The organism is Roseimicrobium gellanilyticum, from assembly GCF_003315205.1.
In the GTDB taxonomy this organism is placed as follows: Bacteria; Verrucomicrobiota; Verrucomicrobiia; order Verrucomicrobiales; family Verrucomicrobiaceae; genus Roseimicrobium; species Roseimicrobium gellanilyticum.
The window spans coordinates 293,982-317,773 of sequence record NZ_QNRR01000001.1 but is presented as its reverse complement, the minus strand read 5'-3'; the positions used below and the strand labels follow the sequence as shown (position 1 = coordinate 317,773).

Sequence of the window (23,792 nt, the reverse complement as noted above, 5' to 3'; positions counted from 1 at the left end):
CGACACTCCTCCAGTCTATCGCTTGGCATGCCTACACACTGGTGGGGAGCCGCTGCGTCGGCTTCCTGATCAGGTGGGCGGAGGTGGTGGGGAACTGGCGTGTCGCAAACCGATATCACCCGGATGCTCCGCCCCACCTCCGCCCGCTCTAGTTAGGAAGCCGGCGCAGCGGCTCCCCACCGCATTTTTTTGAAACAGCGCCGCACAGATTGCGCCCGCAATAGGCTGACTCGATCGACAGGGGCCATGTTCTTTGAACTTGCTCAGCCCGTCGTGCGCAGGCCGCTCGCGATGGCATTCACGCTCAGCAGCACTTCAGGCAGCAACTCGTTCGCAGCGGCTTCATCGGTCTTCAGCAGTCCACGCCACTGACGAAGCAGATCGATCTGCTGCTGGTGCAGGGTGCGCAAGGCAGCAGCGCGGAGTTCGAGGGTGCGCCACATGCGGGGACGCAGCTCATGCATGGGGCCGCCGCGGAGACGATCGAGCATCACGCGGGTAAGATTCCATTCCTGCTCGATCTGGCCGAAGATCTTGTCGCGCACCTCGGTGTCTTCCACGAGGTCCGCATACGCGGCCATCAGGCTGTGGTCGGTGCTCGCGAGAGAAGACTCCACATTCGTGATCACATAGTGCAGGAAGGGCCAGCTACGGAGCTCGCTGGAGAGTTGGGCGAACTCCTCATCCGTGAGCGAAGCCAGCGCAGTGCCGGTGCCGTACCAGCCGGGCACGTAGAAGCGCGATTGATTCCACGAGAACACCCAGGGAATCGCACGCAGGTCATCCAGGCTCGCTTTGCCCGTGCGACGTGAAGGACGCGAACCGATACGGCTGTGCTCCAGCGCATCAATGGGTGTGGCCTGCCGGTAGAAGGTCATGAAGCCCTCATTCTCCAGCAGCGCTCGATAGGCGGTACGCGAGGTGGAGGCGAGCTTGCCTGCAAGCGGCGCCAGAGGATGCTCGGGAGCAGGGCCACGTGCATGGAGGCACGCCGTGGCGGAGACACCAGCGAGCAGCAGTTCCAGATTGAAGGCAGCGGTGGATTGGTTGCCAAATTTCTGGGCAATGGTCTCGCCTTGCTCCGTGGTGCGGATGTCACCGCAGAGTGAGCCATGCGGCAGCGCATCGAGGAAGCGATGCGTGGGGCCCGCGCCACGGCTCACGGTACCGCCGCGACCGTGGAAGAAGCGCACCTTCACCCCGGCATCCTTCCCGGCTGCGGTCAGCTGGGTCTGCGCCAGGTGCAGCGCCCACTGGCTGGCGAGGATGCCCGCATCCTTGTTGCTGTCACTATATCCTATCATGACCTGTTGCACCAAACGCCCGGGCTTGCCGGCCCGCTTTGCGTGGTACTCCAGACTGCGCCGGGTGAGCGGCTCCTCCACAAACTTCCGCAGCATCTCCGGACCGCCTTCCAGGTCGTCCGCCGTTTCAAAGAGCGGCACCACGGGGAGCAGGCACACCAGTCCCTCCGGCGTGCGCTTCATGAGGCCAGCCTCGCGCGCCAGCACATACACGAGGAGAAGATCGGAGAGACGGCGCGTCATGCTGACGATGAGGGCGCCGAGTCCTTCGTGGCCGTTCCTTTCGAGGTGCTTCGCCAGCACGCGATAGCAGGCCAGCACCGCATCTGCCTCGGGACCCGCGGATGCATTGGCATGCAGGAAGGGACGTGGAGAGCGGAGCTCCTTCTCCAGGAAACGCAGGCGCTCGCCCTCCGCCCAGTCCTCCCAGTCGGAGCCGTCCAGGCCCGCGGCATTCATGAGTTGGGACAGTGCCCGCGAATGGAAGGCCGAATTTTGCCGGACATCGAGACAGGCAAGGTGGAAACCGAACACCTGCACGGCGCGCTGTAACGGCTCCACATCGGTGGCAGCCAGGCGCTCCGCACCCGCCTCCACGAGGGCGGCGCTCAACTCCGCGAGATCGGCAGCGAGCTCCTCCGCACGAGCATAGTAGGTCTCTCCATGCCGGAGATGCGCCAGTGTACCGGGGGAGACATTCACAGGCAGGCGGGCCAGCATGAGCTTCACCACTTGTGACCAGGGCTCCTCAGAGCTGGAGGCCATCAGGGGCTCAACCTGCACCTTGGTGGCGATGAGCCGCTCCCGCAGAGCCTGCAGACGTGCAGGCGGGGCCTGCATCCAGGTCGTGAGTGTGAGCTTCGTGGCGAGATCGGCAAGGTGGCGATGATGCACCACCATGGCGTTCGTGCGGAGGCGTTCCAAGGTCTCCTCCGTGACCTCAGACGTCACCCCCGGGTGACCATCGCGGTCACCACCCACCCAGGTGCCAAAGCGCACCACAGGGAGGGACTCCGGTTCCTTCAGCAGCACCGGGTCCAGCCCCACCTCGGTCCAGGCAAAGCGCAGACGCTCATCCAAGATGCGCAGTACGGAGGGAAAGACCTCGCGGAAATAGTAGAGCACATTGCGCCGCTCGTCAGTGAGCGTGGGCTTTTCGAGAAGGATCTCCCCGGTCCGCCAGAGGCGCTCGATGGCGGCCTTCACTTCAGCGCGCTGACGCTTGGCCCCGATGCTGCCACCCTCGCGATGGTGGCGCGCATTCAGCAGCGTGAACAGGCTGCGGTGGTGGTCCAGCACGGAGAGGCGCTTCGCCTCGGTGGGGTGGGCGGTGAGTACTGGCTCCACGCAGACCTCACGGAAGGTGGCCACGATTTCCTCTGCGGTGGCGCCTTTCTTCTGGAGGCGGCGGAGCTGGCTGCCCCAGAGGCCGCGCTCGGCGGCGATGCCCTCATGCTCCTCACGGATGGCGCGGACACTGGCGGCGGCGCTCTCCTCCACCATGTTCAGAAGCTGGAAGGCCAGGGAATAGGCGAGGCCGAGACGTGGCGGCAGCGCAGTGGTGGAGGGTTCATTGCCCGTCCAGGGGAGATGCTCCGTGAGCTCCGGCATGCCCAACTCCGCCAGCACCTCTCCGAAAGCCCCCATGAGGAACTTCATGTCACGATCAATCTGCTCGAAACCGATGTCGAGATAGTCAGGTGCTGGCGATGTCTTGTCTTCCATGAGGGAGGGGCGTGCGGGAGCGGGGAGGGGTAGGTTACTTCAGTACTAGCAAAGCCTGTGCCTGCCAGAGCGCGACTTGCAAGTGGCGGTTTCGCAGGGGTGCCCCGGGGATGACGGTTCGCAACCTAATCGGCTCGCCATTCCTGCTGAACCTTTCCCGGCAAGATTGCCACGTGATAGGATTCCAGTGCTATCACTCATGAAACCGGTCCTGCCATTCCTCCGCCCTCTGCTGCCTGCTGTTGTCTTTCTTTTCGGCATCATCACGCCTCTGGTCTCCAAAGCTGAGACCAAGCACTTCGGCATCCAAGTGGTGGATGAAGTCACGGGACGCGGTATTCCGCTCATCGAGCTGCGCACGGTGAATGACCTGCGCTATGTGACGGACAATGCGGGGTGGGTCGCCATTTATGAGCCGGGACTCATGGATCGTGAGGTGTGGTTCCATGTCAGTGGACCGGGTTATGAGTGGAAGAAGGACGGCTTTGGTTTCACCGGCATCCGTCCGACACCGAAGTCCGGCGAGACATTCACGGTAAAGCTCAAGCGCAACAACATCGCCGAGCGCGTGGGACGTCTCACGGGACAAGGACAGTACCATGCGAGTGAACTGCTCGGGCTTCCCCTGCCGCTGCCGAACTTGAATCCTTCCGGTGTCATGGGGCAGGACTCAGTGCAGGCGGTGCCGTACAAGGATGGCATCTTCTGGCTGTGGGGGGATACGAACATGCCCAACTATCCGCTGGGCAACTACAACACCACGTGCGCGACGACGGCTCGCGACATCGATCCCGAGAAAGGGATCGCCTACAAGTACTACATGGATGAGAAGGACCCGAAGCGACTGCGCAAGATGATGGTCGTGGAAGGACCAGGCGCGGTGTGGCTCTTTGGCCTGCTCACGGTGAAGGACGAGAACGGCAAGGAGGTGATGCTGGCCCACTATGGACGGCATGAGGGGCTCAAGCCACATGCAGAACATGGCATCGCGCGCTTCGACGATGCGGCGCAGACCTTCAAGACTGCCGTGAAGCTCGAGATGTCCAACGAATGGCGCTACATGCAGGGGCATGCGGTGCAGGCGGAGGACGGCTACTACTACTTCAGCGCTCCCCTGCCCCACACGCGCGTACGCGCCACGCTGGCGGATGTGTTGGATCCTTCGAAGTATGAAGCGCTGTGGTTCGACCAGGCGAAGGGTGAGTGGAAGTGGCAGAAGGAACACCCACCCACCAACCAGGAGGCTGAGCAGGTGCTGCTGAAGCAGGAAAAGATGAAGCTGGCGCAGGCCCGCTTTGACATCCGAGATGCGGCCACGGGAGAGCCTGTGCAGCTTCACAATGCCAGTGTGCAGTGGAACGCGTACCGCAAACGCTGGATCCTGCTCGGGGTGCAATATGGCTTCAAGGCCAAGGCTCCCTCACCGCTCGGAGAGATGTGGTATGCCGAGAGCGACGCTCCCGACGGTCCGTGGGGCAAAGCGGTGAAGGTGGCCACGCATCCCAGGTATTCGTATTACAATCCGATACACCACGGGTTCCTGGATAAGGAGGGTGGCAAGGTCATTTACTTTGAGGGGACGTATACGCTGGAGTTCAGCGGCAATCCGATCGCGCCGGCACGGTATGACTACAACCAGCTCATGTACCGGTTGGACCTGAGTGATGAGCGGCTGGCGCCAGCTCACAGGCAGAAGTGATCACGCCGGGACCGCTTCACGAGCATCTCTCACCACAGGTTGGGCGTTCGGCACGCGGGGCGCGTTCTCTTCCACCTCCCGGGCATGGTCCAGGATGTGCGGGGCGAGATCGCCACGGGTTTCGGAGGGCGTCCAGGTGATCTTGGCGTAGCCCAGCTTTTCGATGGCTTGCGTCATGTCTGTATCCATTCTCGACTCAGCCCAGAATGCCACCGTGATATGGACATCTGGGAAGGCGTGGCGCAGCTTTTTGCACAGGTTGCGCGTCCGCGAGAGATCCTCATGGGTGAGGAGGAGCAGGCACACGGCCTCCGGCTGTTCCTCTTCACGGGCCAGCCGGCCAATCGCTTCGGAGGTGAGGGAACCCTCCGCAATGACCTGCCAGCGGCACGGGAGGTCCGTGCAGTGATGCTGCAGCAGTGGCACCAGTGCCTCTGAAAGGCTGCACAAGGGCCAGACCACCACCGGTCCCGCAGAGACTGCCGAGCTCTGCCTGGCTGCGTCCGCCTCTTCTTCCTCGTCGATTTCGTCATCCGTACGATCGAGGATGTACGGAATGGCGGCCGCGAATTCCTCCACCTCCTCCTCGCTGAGCGCTCCGCGCATCTCTTCACCCCGGGCATGAGCCAGAGCAGGTGCAATAATCTCGTCACCGGCCTTCGCAAAACCATGGGCCTTGGCGTGATTCTTCGTCAACTCAGCGGCCTCGTTCTTGTCATGGGCCAGCAGCCGCTGGTAGAAGCGCAAATGCAATGGAAGCGCGGGCTTGTCTCCAAGGAGTTGTGAGAAGAATGAAATCGCGGGCACATGCTCGCCGAGCACCACGAGGCACACCGTCAGTGGCACGGCCAGCACCAGACCTGCGGTGCCCCACAAGAATGTCCATGCGACGGCTGCCAGGATCACGCCAATCTCCGAGAGACCCACGCGCCACCCATAGAGCCAGGGTTCCAGCACATTGTTGCTCACCAATTCCAGCGTGAGGAACAAGGCCCCCACACTGAGCACCTGTGTCCACCCTTCAGAGGTGACCAGACTCACCATGATGGGCAATGCGGCGGCCACCAGAGGACCGAGATAAGGCACATAGCGAAACATGGCGGCACACAAGCCCCACAACCCGGCATAGGGCACGCCCAGCGCCCACAATCCCAGCCCGATGACAAGGCCGAAGCTGCCGTTGATGAACATCTGCGCCGCGAGGTAACGCGCGATCCTCTTGCCAGCATCATCGATGGCTCGCGTGGTACGCGTGATATTCTGATTCATCACGCTTACCAGCCGCGCGCGCAGGTCTTCCCAGCGCAGGAGCATGAGTGCCACGAGCACAAAGATGAGGCCTCCGGTGACCAGGGGTTCCATCAGGGGAATCGCGGCATTTGTCAGACTGAAGTCGAACCAGCGCTCCTTCGATTCAATCACCACAGGCATGGGCTCATTGGAAATGGAAGCAGGAGCAACAGCTTCTTCCCTGGCCTTTGCCTCCCTCTCGAGAGAATGGAAAACCTTCTGCAACTTCTCCAAGGCGCCGCCTCGCATGGAGCCCTGCACCTGACCGATTTTCTGACTGATGTTCTTTTGATAGGAGGGCAGTTCGTTTGTGAAACTGGCCACCTGCACGGTGATAAACCAGACAGCCGTCACGATCAGTCCCGTGGCCAGAAGCATTACTGACCCTACAGAAATCAGTCGGGGCACCCGGATGCGCTGCAGTCGCACCGCGAGTGGATGCAGCATGAAGGCAATCAACGTGGCCAGCGCCAGCGGCATGAGCACTTCCCTCCCCCAATACAGGAGACCGCACGTGAGAGCCGCAATCACAAATCTGGCGGCGAGCACCATGGTGCGGTCCTGTAAGGAGAAGGGGTTCATTCGGGATACGCCTCCTGAGCAGGTGATACCGGGGCAGATCCCACGACAGGCGGAGGCACCTGGGAGATGGGGTGGGGCTCGGGCATGGGCATCGGAGCAAGACCTGGAATACTCAGACCTTTCTGGGCCATCCAATTGGAAACCTGGTGAGCCACAATGGGCATTGCCGCTGCGGCACCGGCACGCACGAGAGGCGTGAGCATGCGACCCATGACGCCACGCTTCCTGCTCCCGAGCAGGAGTGGAATCAACTTCGCTGCGACCAGTCCCACTCCCGCACTGATGGCCACCCACTTCAACGGGTGCTCCTTGAACTCAGTGCGCACACGCTTCGAGACATTGAGCTGATCCTCGATCCGCTGGATGCCGCTGTGCATCTGCCAGCGACTGGATTCGAGCTGGGTTCTCAGACGTTGGATGTCGTTTGCAGGTGCAGCCATCGCTTGTCCTCCTTGAATTCTGTTCTCGTATCGTGAAAGAGCTTTCGTCCGCGCAGGGACCAGATGATGAATCCCGCGCAACTGAGCAGGAGGAGGAGATGCACTCCTGCCATGATGAACGCAGCGGGCATCACCGCGCCGTCCCACCATTGGTGAGCGATCCACAAGGTCACGCCGACCATGGCGCACACGTACATCACGAAGGCGCACGCGAGAGCGAACAGGGTGACCACAGCCACCTGGATTCCCAGCCGCATGGCCTCTCCCGATTCCACCTTAAACAGCTTCCACCGCGTCTCCAGATAGGTCACCAGCGAGGAAAGCAACGTGCGGACGGAATCCGACAGGCTGTTTCCGCGATCAAGATGTGATGACCACGAGGGAGGCGAGGAGGCGTGCATGTTCACAAGTGGTGGGAGATTTCATGACGGCCATGCGGGTCAAAAAGGTCTGCCAGGCGCTCGCGGCTATCGGCGTGAGGACAGGCGGAAGATGGAGGACAACAGCAGGCCGGCGCCTACCGCAATGCCCACGGCAGCCAGCGGGTTCGCAGAGATCCAGGTGGTAGTCTGGTCGTAGCCGCGTGCGGCATATCTTTCCGCCACAGCGAGCTGTTGGTTCATGCGATCACGGGATTGCTCCAAAGCCTTGCGCGCTTGCACGCTCGCACGCTGCGCCGCGTCCATGGCGGGTTCGACAAAGCGATTCTGCGCCATCTTCATGGTGTCGTCAGCGAGAGTGCGCACATCGCGCTTGAGGGTATCAACGGAGGGTCCGGAAGTGCTCATGGTAAGAGGGGGTATGGATGTTCTTGTTGGGGTTTGCTTCTTTGAAAGTCTGGAGCGAGGTGCGGCTAGGCAGCATGGGGCTCATCGTTTTCGTCTTCGTCCATGGAGACCAGATGCTCGAGAAGGCGGAGGTCGACGTTGTCCTCATGCGCCGTACTGAGTGCTGCAAAGGCTGCAGCAAGGTGACTGCTGTGCCGGCTACGCCCGCGATGACGTGGCACCTCGGAGCAGTCTTGTGCAGGAAAATAAAGTAGGGTTGCCATGCGATCCATAAGCGCATGCCGCGTGCCATCGGGATGGTGTTACGATTTCATCCTCATTCCCAACCCTTTGCAAATTCACACCACATCGCAACCGCCTCATTCCTCATGCAATGTGCATGTCCTGGGTCGAAGTTGCTATGCAGGTTGCAAACAAATCATGCACAACATTCATGGAATGAGGCACGCATGGCTTATGACACTTCGTGGCGCAACTTTTGCTCCACTCCGATTCCGTAGTCGGAACAATTCGCGTCAATCAAAAAAATGGCGGGTGGAAAAACCCGCCATCCAATTTCCAATCTGCAAGCCCGGCCTTCTGTCAATCAAGACCGAGCTTCTTGCGTTTCCGGTAGAGGGTGGCCTGGTCGATTCCCAGGACACGCGCCACGTCAGCAAGATTCGGCAAGGTCTTGAGAAGCGCTTTGATGTGCGCACTTTCCAGCTCCTCAAGCGAAACTGCGGTGCCCACCATGGGGACATTTCCAGCAGTTGCGACATCTCCACCGACGCCACCGACCACGCCATTGGCGCTGGGAGATGGGAGATCGGTCGCGGCAATTTCCTTTCCATGCGCGAGGATCACAGCGCGCTCCACGGCATTGCGGAGCTCGCGAAGATTGCCGGGCCAGCCATGGGCGAGAATCTGATGCCGGGCTGGTGCGGAGAAGCTCCGCACGGGGCGGCCGAATTGTGAAGCAAAGAACTCGCGGAACTTGTCAGCGAAGAGCAGCAGATCATCCGGCCTGCGGCGCAGCGATGGCATCTCCACGGTGATCACGTTCAGGCGGTAGTAGAGGTCCTCGCGGAAGGTGCCGGCCTCGACGGACTTTCTCAGGTCGCGGTTGGTTGCCGCAATGATGCGTACATCCGCCGCGCGGGTTGTATTCTCGCCCACGCGTTCGTATTCACGATCCTGGAGCAGGCGCAGGAGTTTGGGCTGCAGTTCCAGGGGAAGCTCGCCAATTTCATCCAGAAACAAGGTGCCTCCCTCCGCGGCCTTCACCTTGCCCCAGTGATCCCGCACCGCGCCAGTGAAGGCACCCTTCGTGTGACCGAAGAGTTCGCTCTCGAGCAATTCCTTGGAGAGGCTCGGGCAGTTCACGGTGACGAAAGGTTTCTCCGCACGTGCGCTCCGCAGATGCACCGCGCGTGCCGCCACGCTCTTGCCGGTGCCGCTTTCACCAAGGATCAGAACGGAGGCCGGGGTGCTGGCGGCGCGGAAGAGCACCTCCAGCACTTCTTTCACCGCGGGACTCGCCGAGTCGAACACGGGCTCGGGGGACTGGCTGGCCACCTGAGTTTGCAGTTCCACCACGCGCTCCGCGAGCTTCCGATGCTTTTGCACACGGGAGAGCACGATGCTGAGCTGTGCTTCGGAGAAGGGCTTTTCCAGGAAGTCGAGCGCACCCCGACGCATGGCCTCCACCGCCGTCTTGATGGTTGCTGCCGCAGTGAACACCACCACGGGCAGCTGCGGATGCTGCCTCTGGATTTCCGCGAGCAAATCGAGACCGTTCTCGCGGCCCAGATTCACATCCAGCAGTGCCAGGTGGAAGGGAGATTCCTTCAGCGCCTGCAAGGCGGTAGAGCTGTCTGTCGCAGTCTCTGCGTAGTGCCCTGCGTCCTCAACTAGCTGGGTGGTGGCGTCGCGGATGATCTTTTCGTCGTCGATGATGAGAATGTCCATTCTGAGGGAGCGAAGGCGTGACTAGGATTGCGAGCGCTCCGTGGGGGCATCGGCCGCAGCCTGTGCCACGGCGGGCACTTCGGCGGGCTCCGGAGTGGTTGCGATGGGAAGTGACACAATGAATTCTGCACCGGGTCCGCCACCTTCCGCAAGGACGATGGTTCCACCCATGGCATCGAGCAGCCTTTTTACGATGGAGAGGCCCAGCCCCGTGGAGGGCTCGTCGCCGGTAGGGCGCGCACTCAGGCGTCCATAACGGCGGAACATCTTTCCGCGGTCCTGCTCAGTGAAGCCGGGTCCGTTGTCCCGCACGATGCACTTCGCCATGCCAGCCACGGGCGGCTCCACGATCACCTCCACGTTGCCTCCCTGGGGGGTGAACTTCAGGGCGTTCGAGACGAGATTTTCCAACACCTGGGTCATGGCCTCGCGATCGCCCTCCACCTGCACAGATGTGCCGGGAATCTGCGAGACCAGGGTGATCCGCTTGGCTTGCGCCGCTGCCTGATGATTTGCAGTGAGCAGTGTGACGAAGTCACCGAGATTCAGCCTCTGCTTCTTCAACTGCAGGCGCTCCGCATGCTGGTTCGCGAGGAACTCCTTCACGAAAGAAAGCATGCGCTCGGTGGAGTTGGCGATGTTGTCCACCAGTGCCATGCACCTTGGAGGCAGATCCCCGGAGCGCCCCTGCAGCAGTCCGGCGCTCAGCTTCATGCCCGCCAGCGTGTTCTTGAGGTCGTGTGCGAGGATGCCCAGAATCTCATCCTTGTCCTCTGCCAGGGTCCGCAACTGGTCACGCGCCTGCTTCAGGGAAAGCTGCGTGCGCACGCGGGAGACAAGCTCGGCCATGTTGAAGGGCTTCGTCACATAGTCCACCCCACCCGCCTCGAGAGCCTGCACAATGAGATTCTTGTCATCCGCCGCTGAGAGAAAGATTACGGGAATGTCCGACCACTTCGGCTCGGCCTTAATCTGCCGGCAGGTGGAGAGCCCGTCCGTCTCTGGCATCAATACATCCAGCAAAATCAAATCCGGCAGTCGCGATGTCAGGCGCTTGAAGGCCTGCTCCGCGCTGCTGGCCAGGATGATGTCGTAGTTCATCATCGAAAGCACCGTGCCGACCAGCCGGAGATTCTCTTCCTGATCATCAACGATCAATATGGTTTGCGCAGGGGGCTGGGTCATGTCGCGGCGAGTCGTTCCTCAATCTTGGCAATCACACGTGGAAAGGATTCCATCAGTTTATCAAGTTCCCCTGGTGAAAAGCTTTGGCATTGGGTGATGAGATTGGATGCATACAGGTCGAGCGGTGGGCAGGCGTATTTCTCGGCGAGGTCACGCAACCGCGTCGCGAATGCGCTGACCTCAGAAATCACCATTCCATCGCGCACCACCGGCCAGCTGCTCGCCTCCAGATCGTGCAATTTTTCGATCAGCTCTTTCCATGCCGGGGTGGGCTGCACCTCCCCCAAGCCGGATTGCGGGGCGTTGACCGCCTTGTACCTCGGGATGAATTGCGCGAGCTCCCGGAAGAGTTGGGCGCGAGAAAAGGGTTTGCGCACAAAGCCGTCGAACGCCTGGCGCAAGCTGGCCTCCTCCCCTGCCAGACTGGATGCAGTGACCGCAATCACCGGCAAGGGATCCATCTCCTTGCTTTCACGAAGCGTCCGCAACGCGGTGCGTCCGTCCATGACAGGCATGCGGATGTCCATGAGCACCACGTCGGGTCTGCGCTCGCGCAGCACGTCCAGCGCCTCTCGTCCATCAGAGGCCTCGCGGATGCGGTGATGGGTGGTGTCAAAGAAGCCGCGTACCAGCTCGCGGTTCACCGGGTTGTCATCCACCACGAGAATCTCGGATGGCACCAAGTCATTGAAGTCCACCGCAGGTTCTTCCGGCATGGAAGTCTGGGGCAGGCGCGCTGAGATTTCCACTCCTGGCAGATCAAGGCGGAAGGTGCTGCCCTCTCCCACCTTGCTCTGCACGGAAACGCTGCCCCGCATGAGGTCCGCGAGTCGTCGCACAATGGCCAGGCCCAGACCCGTGCCCCGGTTTTCCGCATCACGCTTCACCTTCGCCTGCACGAAGGGCTTGAAGATTTCCGCCTGCCGCTCGGGTGGAATGCCCACGCCCGTATCGGCGACCTCCACCACCAGTCGGTAAAGGGGGCGCGTATCCCCTTCCCGATTTCCGCCAAACCGCAGGGTCACCCTCCCCTTTTCTGTAAACTTGAAAGCGTTTCCGGTGAGGTTGATCAACACCTGCCGCAGACGGGTGCTGTCCAGCATCAAGGAATGTGGCACGTCCTGCGCAATCTCCACCCGCATCTCCACTCCCCTGGCATTTGCCTGTGTGTTGAAAAGCTGCTGCACAAAGGCCGCCTGCTCACGCACGTCCGTGGGCGTGGCATGGATCTCCATCATGCCGGCTTCTATCTTGGAGAGATCCAGGATGTCATTGATGATCTGCAGGAGGGAATGCCCGCTGCGGACGATGGATTGCGCGTAGCGACGCTCCTTGTCAGTCTTCGCCTCCCCCACCATCAGCTCACCAAATCCGAGGATGGCATTCATGGGCGTGCGAATTTCATGGCTCATCGTCGCCAGGAAAATGCTTTTCTCGCGGTCGGACTGTTCCGCGCGACGCTTCTCGATCGCGAGACGTTCTTCACGGCGCGCCTGCTGCTCGGACTCACGCAAAAGCCGCCACGCGAGCACGCCTGCGAGGAAGCTGGCAAGGGAGGTGCCGGCCACGCTGTAGAACCCCCACCTCAGGTCGCCTTCCATGATCTTGTTGTACCGCTCGACCTTGGCATCGAGCTCACCCATTCTCCGGCCAGCCTTCAGACGGATCTCGTCCATGATGGCCTTGCCCGCACCTTGCTTCACGAGCGTTGCCGCAGCTTCCGCACCCTCACGCCGCCGTACCAGAATGGTGTCGCGGAGTTCTTCCATTCTCCGGTCGGTCAGCTGCTGGAAGGAGAGCAATTCATTCTCACCATATTGATCCTCCTGCAGCGCCTCCAGTTCCGTCAGTTTCTGAAACTGGGCCGGCAGCGCGCCGGCAGCGGCATGGAAGGGCTGCAAGTGCTTGTCATCTCCGGTGATGAGGAAGCCACGCTGGCCTGTCTCTGCGTCCTTGAGCATGGACACCAGCTTCTCCCACTCAATGGCGACAGTCCGCACCTCCATCCGTTTGGACACACTTGAATTGAGACGGACCCAGACAATAACGGAGAGCACGAAGGCGCTCAAAATCATGGCTCCTGCAAAAAGCACGAGCATCGACCTGGGGGTTTGCTGCCGGAGTCGCATCGGGGGGACTGCTAAGATGAGGGAGAAGTCACGATGGGATCAAGCACCAGTTAATCTCCGGCCGACTCCACCTTGGACGGAAGAACATTGCAGAATGCTGACCGCCATGCGCAATACGCATGCATTTCGCCACGAACAGGTGGAATTTTAGCAGGCACCAAAAAGCTCCCAACTGCACATATACACCTGTGCATCAACATGTTGCGATGACAGCTCGCAAAATTGGCACGGGTATTGCCCCTTAGTGGGGCACAACCCTGCTCCCTCCCATGCACTCCCTCCATGAATTGCTCAAGGATCAACTGAAGGACCTCTTCGACGCAGAAATCCAGTTCAGCGCCATGCTCCCCGATATGATTGAGAAGGCGACCAGCACGGATCTGCGTCAGGGGCTTTCCGACATTTCTGAAAACACGCTCGAAAACATCACCCAACTCCAGGAGGTCTGCCAACTTCTGGAGACGGCTCCCACCGGTGTCACCTGCGAAGCCATGCGAGGGCTCATCCGGGAGACCACTCAAACGACGGGCGGGCAGGGGGACACAGCCACCATCGACGCCTGTCTGATCGCCAATGCGCAACGAATCGCCCACTATGAAATCGCGGGCTTCGGCACCGCGAAGGCCTTTGCCCGGTGCCTGGGCAAGAGTGAGGCAGCGACCTTGCTGGGCAAGCTGGCTTCACGCGCCGGTGATCATGACAAGATGCTGTCCTACATCGCCACGGGCGGATGGTTCAGCACCGGCGTCAATCAGGAGGCCATTGAGGGAAGCACCTCACACTGAGCCACCCCGCGAGCCGCGATTCATCCGTGGTGTTTGTGATGATTTCCAAACTCTGAAACGAAACCAAAACCCAACCCCCAAAAAGCCATGACAGAGCTCTCTTTTAAAGGCAGGTGGAACACCCTGAAGGGCAAAATCAAACAGAAGTATGCCCAACTCACCGATGACGATCTTCTCTTCGAAGAAGGAAAAGAGGAAGAAGTGATCGGTCGCATCCAGCAACGCACCGGTGAGACCAAGGAGAACATCCGCAGCTTCATCGCGAAGCTCTAGGAACCTCTCTCTGCTGCCTTCCTGAGAACCCCAACCCGCCGCAACGTGGCGGGACACTTCCCCCCCAAAATCACCCAAACCAAAACCCCAAACCCCAACTAAGCCATGCTCCACTATGCCATCATCTTCCTCGTGGTCGCCCTCATTGCGGGCGTCCTCGGATTCGGCGGCGTCGCGGGCACTGCTGCTTGGATCGCCCAGGTGCTCTTCGTTGTGTTCCTGGTGCTCTTCCTCATCTCGATCCTCACCGGTCGGGGTGGTCGCGGCAGACCTGCCGTCTAGCGCCAACCTGAGTTTCGGCATGCCGGCCACCTCATCACCATGAGGATGGCGGCTGCCGGAGCCAGCCCGATTCGTGATCGGGTTGCATCCATTCACGAATCCGTCTCCCCCTCAACAACCCGCAACAACCACAACCCAAAAGAACCATGAAATCTGCAATCCACACCCTGAAGGCTGCCGGCATTTCCCTGTGTCTGGTCGCCACCTCGGCTATGCTCCCCCTCACGATGACGAGTTGTGAACGCGACAAGTCACTGAAAGAAGGCGTGGACGACGCCTTGGATCGCCGTCCCGCGGAAGGACTCAAGGATGCCGGTGAGGATGTGAAGGACGCCGTCAAAGACGCGGCAGAAGAAACCAAGGATGCGGTCAAAGACGCAACGAACTAGCATTCGCATTCCTTTTCACCGGAGATAGGAGACGGACAGACTGAAACCGGTCTCCGCCTCCCTTGAGGAACTCAAAGCGAGCACGGACGCGATGTCCGCGCTCGCTTGCTTTTTGACCCGGCGGTAACATACGATTCTCCCGACGAGCTACGGGAGTCCACATCGTGAGCATGAAGCCGCCAGATCCGACCGAGATAGCGACCGGAATGTCCGCCTCTGTAGTGCGGCCACGTCAGATGCGCTTGTTTCAGGTCACCAATCCCATCACCACGCGTGTGGGTGCGGAGGTCTTCGCGGGACTGCCCCAGTGCCCCGGGGTCTACTTCTTCTACGATCTCACGGGAAAGCTGCTCTACATCGGACAGTCGCTCAATCTCCGCGCACGAGTCACCTCCTATCGTCACGTGAGCCCAGAGAGGCATCCCCGCCGCATCCTGCGTCTGGTGCACCGCATCGCTCGAATCGAATGGCAGACCTGCGAGTCTGCCGGGGCCGCCATCGAACTGGAGCGGGTGTTGTTGCTTGAGCATCGCCCACCCTTCAACCGCGCCGGCACCTGGCAACCGCCGCCGTGGTATCTGCGCATCACCGTCAGAGGTGAACACCTTCATCTCTCGCTGACTCGTGAGGGAAATCCTGCTGTGGATGCGCCATCCGATGAGTCCTCTGTGACCACCATCGTTTCGCCTGTCCACGCGCCTGCGCGTTCTCTGCATCCCCCACTTCCTTTGCTGGATGACTCTGCGGCAGAGGCTTCCCAGCATCTCCTGACAGAGGCCCACACGCCCGATGCCTCACCAGCATTCGCCCTGCCGCGTTCCATCCATGCGGCCCTATGCCGATGTGTCATGCGGCTGCATCACCCTCAGCTGCCCCTTTCGGAGTACCCGGCAGGACTCCTGAACTTCACAGCTCCCCTTCACCTGCGGTTGCCATTTCCTGGCAACGCCGTGGGAGTGGCCTGTCAGCTCAGTGACTTTCTCTCCGGACGCTCCACGGATCTTCTGGAAGCTCTCAAGCCCTTGATGATCGAAGTGCCGGACGTCCCAGCCGATGGAGAGTCCGGCGCTCCGGAAACTACGCCCGATCCAGACAGCATCGCTGCCTACTGGTCAACACAGGTGGAGATGCTGCAACAGTTCGCGGTGAAAAAGCTGCCCGGCCTTCTCATGGCCGAATGAACTGCCTTCGAACGGCATCCAGGAAAAGGAGGCCCGGGATCAGAATGCCATGTAGATGAAAGGCTCCACCGGCAGGCCGATGCGGTACAATGTGTAGTGGCCAACGACACCAATGATACAGCCAATGATGAATGACAGCAGGATGCGGAGAGCCTTCTTCATGGACATCTACTTCTTTTGGCCCTCCGATGGTTGTTGTTGTTGTTTTGTGTATCCGAGATCTGCGGCCAGGGCGCGAACGAGAGGGGCGAGATCTGCAGCGAGTTTTGCTCCACCGGCCCCAGTAAAGTGCACATGGTCGGCGAAATCTTCGTCAGTGAACTTTCCAAAAGTATTCAAGCATCGCATCCCTGCCGCCTGGATTTCTTTTTCAGTACAACTGGATAAAACCGCCAGCTTCTGATGTTGGTCCGGCGGCATGCGTGCCATGACGAAAGGTTCGTAAGTAGTTTCAATGACGATGGTGCGACGGCGCAACTCATCTTTGGGCAGGGAAACCTCCAACTTTTTCTGGATCTGTTGCACCATGGCTGGTGGCACCGTCCACTGGCCATCAGCTTCCTTCTCCAGTCCTGAAGGATCCAACCGTTTCACGCACGGGTCGATTGTGGCCAGATAGTCTGGGCTCGCATGCCGGACATCCGGCGGTGGTGGCTGCGGCTCATTGTCCGGCAACAGTTTCAATGGTGTGAAGGACTTGGAGCAATGAATCCGGTTCCAGATGGTTCCCCCGTGGTGGTACGCCAGGGAGTTCCACAAGTCATTGAAGTAAAACCGAGAGTCGAGCCGGGCGCCGGCGCGCAAATCTGCAAAGGTGACATCCCCCCTGCGCAGGTTCTGGGTCTCTGCAAGGCTGGCGTTGCGTGCGAGGTTATTTCGATCAATCAGCTTCTTGTACCAGGCATCCCAAAAAAAGTATCGGAAGCGGACTCCGTCAGGGTGAGCAGGATTCCCACCGGGTCGCATGTCGGTGATGAAAATCACCTTGCGACGGTCCATGATCATTTCTGCACCGAGAGCGCCCACCTCTCCCATGGTGGCCGCACGGAAGCCCAAATTGACAACCTTGTACTCCGGGCCAAGCAGCCTGGCCAATTTGCCTGACCACAACTCGTGAGCCTGCTGACCGGAACCATTGAGAATGGAACTCCCCCGATGATCACATTGATCTTTGCCTTCTTCGTACGGTACAGAGCCAGCTGTTTCACCTGTGACGCCGTGGGATAAAACAAGGCCTCGGGTGTGATCAACTGATGGAACCGATTCACCTCGGTCAGCTGGTGGATCTCGGTTGTCTTCCTGCCAGCCATGCAGCAGGCGACAAAACCGCATGCCACTCCCAAGAACAAAGCCCATGGGATGATGCAGGGATTCGCACCCGTTTCGATGCGTCGTTTCATGGAGTTCCCCCAGTTGCAAAGAGTCCGCAGAACATCTTCATGGCTTGTGGTATGGGATAAAAAAACAAGAGCCAGCCTACGTGCACAAACATCATGGTGAGGAGCCAGGCAAAAATCCGGTTTCGTGAAAGCCAGAAGGCGAGCATGCGTCCCGGCCGCCCCAGCAACGTGCGGTAGTTTCCGCTGATGGCCAATCCCACCCCATGGTAGAGGCCCCACAGCACGAAGTTCCACGCGGCGCCATGCCAGAGACCGCAGAGGGCAAAGGCAACCAACCCATTGAAGATCCTGCGAGCGACTCCGAACCTGTTTCCACCGATGGGGATGTAGATGTAGTCACGGACCAGGTGCTGAGGGAGATGTGCCAGCGCCTCCAGAACTCGTTGATGTTAGCAGCAAGGTAGGGCCACCGGAAGTTTTCAGGCAACGCGATGCCCATCATCCGGGCGAAGCCGATGGCCATGTCACTGTAGCCGCTGAAGTCGAGGAGGATTCTCAATCCCAGCGCGATGAAAATCCACCACCGGGTAGCCAAAGGAAGGGTATCGTAGAGAGAGACTGAGTAAGTGATGTACGCGGTGAGATTGTCCGCCACGTACTTCTTCACGAGGCCGATCGTGACACGGATGAGTCCAATGGCCACGTCATGCTGGCTCACGCTGCGCGCGCCTTCATGCATCGCTGGCACGAACTGCTCGTACCGCTTGATTGGGCCGGCGACGATGGAGGGCCAGAAGACGGCAAAGGCTCCAAACTCCACCGGGCTTTTCAGGGGCGCTGTTCCCTTCCGGACGTCATAAAGATAATGCACAAACTCAAAGACAAAGAAGCTGATGGCTAGAGGTGGCGCTACGGGAAGGAGGTGCTCCTGCACCCATTCTGTGACCGTCTTTGCCATCTCAGGCGAGATGGGTGAGAGCGCCGACGTGAGAATGAAACTGGAATACTTGTAGAAGACCAGCGCGAATGCACAAACCGCGATCGCCGCCAAGCACGCTTTCTTGTTCTGGGAGCGCGCCGCGAGATACGTGATCAGCCCCAGGAGCAAAACGGGCACCACGCCAGCCGGTCCCGCGAAATGCGTGTGGAATACGACGCATGCCACCAGCAGCAACCCCACACGGACCCTGGCCACGGGAATGCTCCAGTAGAGGACATAAAATGCCACGGCAAAGATGACGAACCAATAGGTGAGGAAAAGCATCTCAAGACAGCCGCAGGATCACTTGTGCACAGGCGTGTGTGCATGTCCTTTTGCCAAACAATTGCAAGCACCTTTCGTCTTCATTTTCCCCATCCTGGTGCTCTTCACACAGGATCTCTGGTGGTCTCGGCCATCCGGCTGCTACGAGAGCAGCGAAGCGCCAGTGAACCAACTGTAGGAAACAGCCAGTTACTTGCTTAGGCGCCTTCGCCTTTATCGCGGCTTACCGCGCCGTGGGAAACACGAGGTCGAAAGACACGCCGCGCCCCTGGGCATTGCCAGTGCGGGTGCGTACTTCACCGCCCAACTGGCCGGCAAACACGCGAAGGATCTTCATCCCCATGCCGAGATGGTCGCGCTGCTCAAAATCCGGAGGCAGTCCGATGCCATCGTCGGCCACGGTGAGCCGGCCGTGCGGGGTACCTTCCGGGGTCTTGCCAGTCATGAGACAGATGCGCATGAAGCCGGGCTGTCCATCGGGCCAGGCATGCTTGAATGCATTGGACACCATCTCGTTCAGCGCCAAGGCCAGTGGCATGAGCCATTCATCGGGCATTGCCTGCTCGGGAATATCCAGTCCAAGCACCACACGATCCGACGGAACGTGATAACACTCGCGCAGGTGACTGATGAGTCCCGTGGCAAAGGCGCGGAAGTCCGCGGTCTCACCTGTGGTGAGTAAATAAAGATGCTGGTGCAGAGCCGCGATCGAACGCACGCGATTCTGGCTGGAGCGCAGGGCATCGCGAGCCTCTTCGTTATGCAGCGTGCTCATCTGCAGATTGAGCATCGACGTGATGATCTGCAGGTGATTCTTCACCCGGTGGTGCGTCTCGCCGAGAAGCACGCGCTCGCGCTGCAGCTCCTCAAACGAAGGACGCTGCTGGGGCGTTGTGGGAGCTGGAGGCGCGCTCTCAGGTGCCGGCAGCTCCGGTGGCAGCTCTGACTGGGGAGTTGGAGCCGGAACAGGAGGAGAAACAGGAGCTGCCTGATATGCCACGGTCAATCCCGCCTCCACGGAAGCTGCGGCAGTCGTGTCCTTGTACAGGGACTGCGGCGGCGCGAGGCTCAAGGGCTTGGGCGCCGCGGGAGGTGTGTCTGCAAACATACGCTGCGGAGGGGCCAGCGTCAGCGGGGCCACCGGCGCGTCCGGCACGACTGTCTTCTGCACAAAGGTCTCCGCAATGAAGGCCAGAGGCACAGGAGTCGCGGCGGAGATCGAAGGAGCAAGACTCTCATCCAGCAAGTTCGCGGGCACCGCCGGCCACTCCTCAGGCGCCTCGTGCTCGTCGAGCAAGAGAGGCGGCGGCACCATCGCTTCGTCTTCGGCGATCTTCGGCTCCGCTGCGTTCTCAGGCGCAGTCTCCACGACCGCAACCCCGGGAACGGGCGGCTCGCTTGCAGGTGCTGGCGGTGCTTCAAACGGGACCGCGTGCGAGAATTCCTGGGGTGCGATGATGGGCTCAGCCACTTCCATCTGCACGGGCGCGTCTTCCACGATCGACGCTGGCTCTGGAGAAGTCTCCGGCTGAAGTTCCGGCGCACTCTGCGGGATGGCGACACGCTGTTCTTCCTGCATGATGAGGGCGAGTCCACCCTGCTCCAGAGGAATCAGCGTGAACGTCGCCTCCTGACGTCCTTCCATCTTGTGGAAAAAGTTCCACGTCACTGCGGACGAAGAAGCTGATACCCACCCGGGCAGTGCCAGGATTTCGATATGCAACCCCGTGGAATCCGAAGGACGGAACAGGCTGTGCAACCCGCGTCCCAGCATTTCGACTTGTGAGAAACCAAAGCGCGTCTCGGCTTCGCTTGTCCATGCCGTGATGCGACCGTGAAAATCCGTGGAGAGCAAAGCCACGGCGCGCACTTCTTCAAGAGGAGCGACGGGACGGACGGAAGCGGGAATCTCCTCGATGGGGACAGCCTCCTCCAGCACTGGTGTAGTAGCGGGGGGCGGCACGGGCTCGGCAGGCGCGGCTTCGACGCTGGAAACGGGGATATCCGCTTCCGCTGGCATAGTTTCCGACAAGGATTCAGCCTGCTGGCTGACTTCAGTCGCAGGCTCAGGTTCCACCTGAGGTGCAGGTGCAGGCGTCGCCCAGGGATCCAGCCCTGCGGAGGCAAACGATTGGGCCTGCGGAGCGCTCCAAGGATCTGCCGGAGAGACAGGCTCCGCCAGCTGGGAAGCTTTCCAGGGATCGAAGGCACGATGCGACTCCGCCGGTGCAGGAACTGCCGTTGACGCACTCCACGGATCCTGAGCCATCGCCTCCTGCTCGGTGGCAGGGGGCGGTTCGCTCAGCACCGGATCGTATGCGGACACACTGGGCGAATCGGGAACCGGAGCCGTTTCAGCAAAGAGAGGCGGCGCTGGCGCTTCGGCAACCGTCGGCGGAGCGACGCTGTCCTCAGTCACCGGGTCCGCAGGAGCCTTCTCCAGCGGCGTGGGCGCGAAAGCCTTCATGCGTGCTGCGGCGTCAGCCAGCGCGGCGGACGTCTTCATGACAGCAGCTTCCACTTCGCCTTCACCCACCTGGGCGGGATAGGCCGACTCGTGGGCAGGCTCTGCTGCAGGAGTAGCGGAGGGTGCGACCTGGCTGCTCGCTGCGAGTTGAGGCACCGGCGAGAAGAAGTGCAGCGTGAACATCGGCTGGCCACTCGTGTCTGGCACCACCGCCAGACGCAACTGCACGGGGAAGACATACTCTGTCGCGTGGATGACCTGCACGGGGAACTCTGCGTAGCGCTCACCACGCTTCGTCATCTCCTCCAACACAGCCGCACGACGCGAAAAGCTCTCCATGTCCAGCCAGCGCTCGATGGGCATGCGGCGCATCTCAGCACGCGTGTGGCCAAGCAACTGCTCGCATGCGGGATTCACGTCGAAGACTGCGCCGGAGCGGTCTGCCAGCACAACCGGCAGCGGATTCTCATGCACCAGCGTGCGGAACTTCGCCTCGGTGGAGCGCAACATTTCCTCGCTGCGGCGGGACTCGGTCACATCCTGCAGCATGAGCAGGAGTCCCCCACCAGGAAGAGGCACGGGGCGCATCTCCACCTCGCGATGGAGTCCGTCCGCGCCGGTGAGGGGCATGGGAATGATGCTGCGCTTTCTCCAGATCTCCTCAGTCCAGAGGCGGATGCTTTCTGCGCGATGCTGCTCATCACGCGCGCCCTCGGCCAGCCACTCGTGCATGGGCTGACCCTCTGGCACCACGCGACCCAGCAATCCGGGCACCTGCGCATTCTGATAGATGGCACAGGCGTGCTCATCGATGACCATGAGTCCGCACGGAGCGAGCTCCAGCACGGCACGCAGGCGGGTCTCCCGCTGACGGGAAAGAGCTGCAGCGTCCAGCGCCTCCTTGTGCGCCTGACGGAGGCGGCCGATCTCCGCCGTGAATTGATCCCATTCCTGGCTGCTTGCTCCCTGCGCTGCGGCATTCTCGGCGACGGGCTCCACCTTTGCAGCCGGCACCGCTCCATGCAGGCCCACTACCAGCGCCACATCTCCCTCCACATCAGGCAATCCGCTGCGGAGCTTCGACACCAGCCACTGGATGGGAGCAGAGGCGACGAGTACGTCTTCGTTCTCCTGGATGGGATAGGTGAAAATGGAAGCCTGCGATTCCCCGCTGCTCAACACCGCATCCAAAGCCACGAGGGTGGCACGCCTCACCGGAGGATGCATTTCCGGCTCCGCAAAAGCGTCCCAGAAGAATACGGGTTCCTCTTCTTTCGAGCAATCGGGAATCGTACCCGCCAGTCCCTCGCTCACACGCAGGATGCGCCCCGTGGCGGTGAGCGCAAGCAGCGGCATCTTCGTCTTCCAAAGGCTTTCCTCCTGGGAGGCAGACTTGTCCACCGCATCTGCAGGAGCGCCGCTTTGATAAAGACGCTCGCAGGAAATGGTGACGCCACCGATGGTGGTATCCATGTGCCGCCAGGGGCGAACCTCCCAGCGATAGACCACACGCTTGCCGTCCTGCGTGATGGCGTCGCGATCGCTGCGCACGACCTGCCCGCCGAGAGCGCGATTGTACACATGGCGCCAGCCGGGATGCAGGGAAGGGAAGAGGTCGTACTGGCTGCGACCGGTGACGTCGACTTTCGAAAGCTTGAAGTCCTCCAGCCAACGGCGGTTGGCGAGGAGATAGCGCATGTCCGTGTCGAACATGGCCATGGCAACCGGCGCATTGTCGAACAGCAATTTCATGTGCCCCGAGTGGGCAGCCGTGCGTGGAGCTGGACCAGCCAATGCGGCGCGCGGTGCAGCACCCACCGTATCCGCCGCACTGCTATGAGGCATGACCGGAGTGCCGGCGGACGGAAACGAACTCGAAAGGTCAGGAGCGGGAGGTGGTGACGCAGGAGTCTCTCCGGGCTGGTCGGCCTGGCTTTCGATGACGTGACGCAGTAGTGAAAACTGGCTGTTCCCCATAGCTTAAGCTCCCCTGAATCTCAGGGGTGATAATTAATTTTGTCATGCTTCGCAAGCAAGACAAAAGCCGGACGCTGAACTCTTTTTCAAAAACATTTTTACCATCGATTCCGGGTTTCCGGATGTGACGCCAAGTATTATAGCCACCATCGCCCGCGTTGTGAAAATTAATCAGGTGTATCACACCCTATGGTAAGGCTCCCCGCGATTGATGCTGATGGCACGGTAGATCTGCTCCATGAGCACGACGAGGGCCAACTCGTGCTGGAGGGTCATGGCGGAGAGGGACCAGAGCTCGTCCGCCGCATTTCGCACCTCCGGCGGGTGGCCGTCAGCCCCGCCAATCAACAGAGAGACGCGCTTCCTTCCGGAAAGCTCCTGCTTCTCTATCCACTGCGCCAGAGCCACACTGGACATCTGTTTCCCCCTCTCGTCGAGGACAATGCGCCAGGCACCTTCGCTGGCTTCCAGCGCTTTCTGCCCGACTTGGGCGGACGGCCCCTCCCGCAAATGGACGATTTCCACCGAGGCCTTGTGTCGAAGGCGCCCGGCATAGTCCTCCATTCCCTGCTTGGCCCAAGGGAGGGAAGGCTTGCCTACAACGATGATCTGCCACTTCATGAGTCAATCGGTCTAAAAAATCCGCCTCACTGAACAATCTTTTTTGAGAATTTTCTCTAACTTGCCTTGCAAGATTGCTGTAAAAAACATAAACTTTGGATTAGTCTCAACTCCCGCGTCT

At 60.5% G+C, this 23,792-nt stretch carries 19 protein-coding genes and 1 pseudogene; 6 read left to right on the top strand and 14 right to left on the bottom strand.

The window, feature by feature from the left end:
• Window positions 1-263: 263 nt before the first annotated feature.
• Window positions 264-3,029, bottom strand: a complete 2,766-nt coding sequence (locus tag DES53_RS01275; protein ID WP_113956398.1) for a phosphoenolpyruvate carboxylase — start codon at window positions 3,027-3,029, stop codon at window positions 264-266.
• Window positions 3,030-3,228: 199 nt separating this feature from the next.
• Here DES53_RS01275 and DES53_RS01270 point away from each other — a divergent pair, with 199 nt between their 5' ends.
• Window positions 3,229-4,728, top strand: a complete 1,500-nt coding sequence (locus DES53_RS01270; protein WP_113956397.1) for a glycoside hydrolase family 183 protein — start codon at window positions 3,229-3,231, stop codon at window positions 4,726-4,728.
• On the opposite strand, the gene DES53_RS01265 is transcribed toward DES53_RS01270, so the two are convergent.
• The 8 genes from DES53_RS01265 to DES53_RS01230 form a co-directional block, all read right to left on the bottom strand.
• Window positions 4,729-6,600 carry an AI-2E family transporter gene (locus tag DES53_RS01265; RefSeq protein ID WP_113956396.1) on the bottom strand — a complete coding sequence of 624 codons (1,872 nt, stop codon included), beginning with the start codon at window positions 6,598-6,600 and terminating at the stop codon, window positions 4,729-4,731.
• Window positions 6,597-7,040 carry a hypothetical protein gene (locus DES53_RS01260; protein WP_113956395.1) on the bottom strand — a complete coding sequence of 148 codons (444 nt, stop codon included), beginning with the start codon at window positions 7,038-7,040 and terminating at the stop codon, window positions 6,597-6,599. The genes DES53_RS01265 and DES53_RS01260 overlap by 4 nt, the downstream gene beginning before the upstream one ends.
• Complete coding sequence (locus tag DES53_RS01255; protein ID WP_147263131.1) at window positions 7,007-7,441, bottom strand: phage holin family protein; 435 nt, start codon at window positions 7,439-7,441, stop codon at window positions 7,007-7,009. Before DES53_RS01255 ends, DES53_RS01260 begins: the two co-directional genes overlap by 34 nt.
• Before the next feature lie 66 nt (window positions 7,442-7,507).
• Window positions 7,508-7,828 carry an ElaB/YgaM/YqjD family protein gene (locus DES53_RS01250; RefSeq protein ID WP_113956393.1) on the bottom strand — a complete coding sequence of 107 codons (321 nt, stop codon included), beginning with the start codon at window positions 7,826-7,828 and terminating at the stop codon, window positions 7,508-7,510.
• A gap of 65 nt (window positions 7,829-7,893) precedes the next feature.
• A complete protein-coding gene (locus DES53_RS32355; RefSeq protein WP_147263129.1) occupies window positions 7,894-8,091 on the bottom strand; it encodes a hypothetical protein in 198 nt (65 codons plus the stop codon).
• Window positions 8,092-8,410: 319 nt separating this feature from the next.
• Window positions 8,411-9,778 (bottom strand): sigma-54-dependent transcriptional regulator, encoded by a 1,368-nt coding sequence (locus tag DES53_RS01240; RefSeq protein WP_113956391.1) that lies wholly within the window; start codon window positions 9,776-9,778, stop codon window positions 8,411-8,413.
• Window positions 9,779-9,799: 21 nt separating this feature from the next.
• Complete coding sequence (locus tag DES53_RS01235) at window positions 9,800-10,963, bottom strand: hybrid sensor histidine kinase/response regulator (protein ID WP_113956390.1); 1,164 nt, start codon at window positions 10,961-10,963, stop codon at window positions 9,800-9,802.
• Window positions 10,960-13,038 (bottom strand): ATP-binding protein, encoded by a 2,079-nt coding sequence (locus DES53_RS01230; RefSeq protein WP_170156770.1) that lies wholly within the window; start codon window positions 13,036-13,038, stop codon window positions 10,960-10,962. The genes DES53_RS01235 and DES53_RS01230 overlap by 4 nt, the downstream gene beginning before the upstream one ends.
• 323 nt (window positions 13,039-13,361) lie before the next feature.
• On the opposite strand from DES53_RS01230, the gene DES53_RS01225 reads away from it, so the two are divergent.
• From DES53_RS01225 to DES53_RS01205, 5 genes are all read left to right on the top strand, one after another.
• Window positions 13,362-13,877 carry a DUF892 family protein gene (locus DES53_RS01225; RefSeq protein ID WP_113956388.1) on the top strand — a complete coding sequence of 172 codons (516 nt, stop codon included), beginning with the start codon at window positions 13,362-13,364 and terminating at the stop codon, window positions 13,875-13,877.
• A gap of 87 nt (window positions 13,878-13,964) precedes the next feature.
• Window positions 13,965-14,150 (top strand): CsbD family protein, encoded by a 186-nt coding sequence (locus DES53_RS01220; RefSeq protein ID WP_113956387.1) that lies wholly within the window; start codon window positions 13,965-13,967, stop codon window positions 14,148-14,150.
• A 105-nt stretch (window positions 14,151-14,255) separates the two neighbouring features.
• Window positions 14,256-14,432, top strand: coding sequence for a DUF1328 domain-containing protein (locus tag DES53_RS01215; RefSeq protein ID WP_113956386.1), 177 nt, complete (start codon window positions 14,256-14,258; stop codon window positions 14,430-14,432).
• 146 nt (window positions 14,433-14,578) lie between these two features.
• On the top strand, window positions 14,579-14,821 hold the full coding sequence (locus DES53_RS01210; protein ID WP_113956385.1) for a hypothetical protein: 243 nt from the start codon (window positions 14,579-14,581) through the stop codon (window positions 14,819-14,821).
• Window positions 14,822-14,991: 170 nt separating this feature from the next.
• Entirely contained in the window at window positions 14,992-16,002 is a 1,011-nt protein-coding gene (locus tag DES53_RS01205) for a nucleotide excision repair endonuclease (protein ID WP_113956384.1), read from the top strand.
• A gap of 39 nt (window positions 16,003-16,041) precedes the next feature.
• Here the strand turns inward: DES53_RS01205 and DES53_RS33805 are convergent, their stop codons facing one another.
• The 5 genes and pseudogenes from DES53_RS33805 to DES53_RS01185 form a co-directional block, all read right to left on the bottom strand.
• Window positions 16,042-16,164, bottom strand: coding sequence for a hypothetical protein (locus DES53_RS33805; RefSeq protein WP_281270102.1), 123 nt, complete (start codon window positions 16,162-16,164; stop codon window positions 16,042-16,044).
• A gap of 6 nt (window positions 16,165-16,170) precedes the next feature.
• Window positions 16,171-17,358, bottom strand: a complete 1,188-nt coding sequence (locus DES53_RS01200; protein WP_147263127.1) for a hypothetical protein — start codon at window positions 17,356-17,358, stop codon at window positions 16,171-16,173.
• A gap of 40 nt (window positions 17,359-17,398) precedes the next feature.
• A pseudogene (locus tag DES53_RS01195) lies at window positions 17,399-18,300 on the bottom strand (MBOAT family O-acyltransferase).
• A gap of 529 nt (window positions 18,301-18,829) precedes the next feature.
• Complete coding sequence (locus DES53_RS01190) at window positions 18,830-22,825, bottom strand: PAS domain S-box protein (RefSeq protein WP_170156769.1); 3,996 nt, start codon at window positions 22,823-22,825, stop codon at window positions 18,830-18,832.
• A 405-nt stretch (window positions 22,826-23,230) separates the two neighbouring features.
• The gene (locus DES53_RS01185; protein ID WP_113956380.1) at window positions 23,231-23,671 is read right to left on the bottom strand and encodes a 23S rRNA (pseudouridine(1915)-N(3))-methyltransferase RlmH; all 441 of its coding nucleotides are present in this window, start codon (window positions 23,669-23,671) and stop codon (window positions 23,231-23,233) included.
• Window positions 23,672-23,792: the final 121 nt, after the last annotated feature.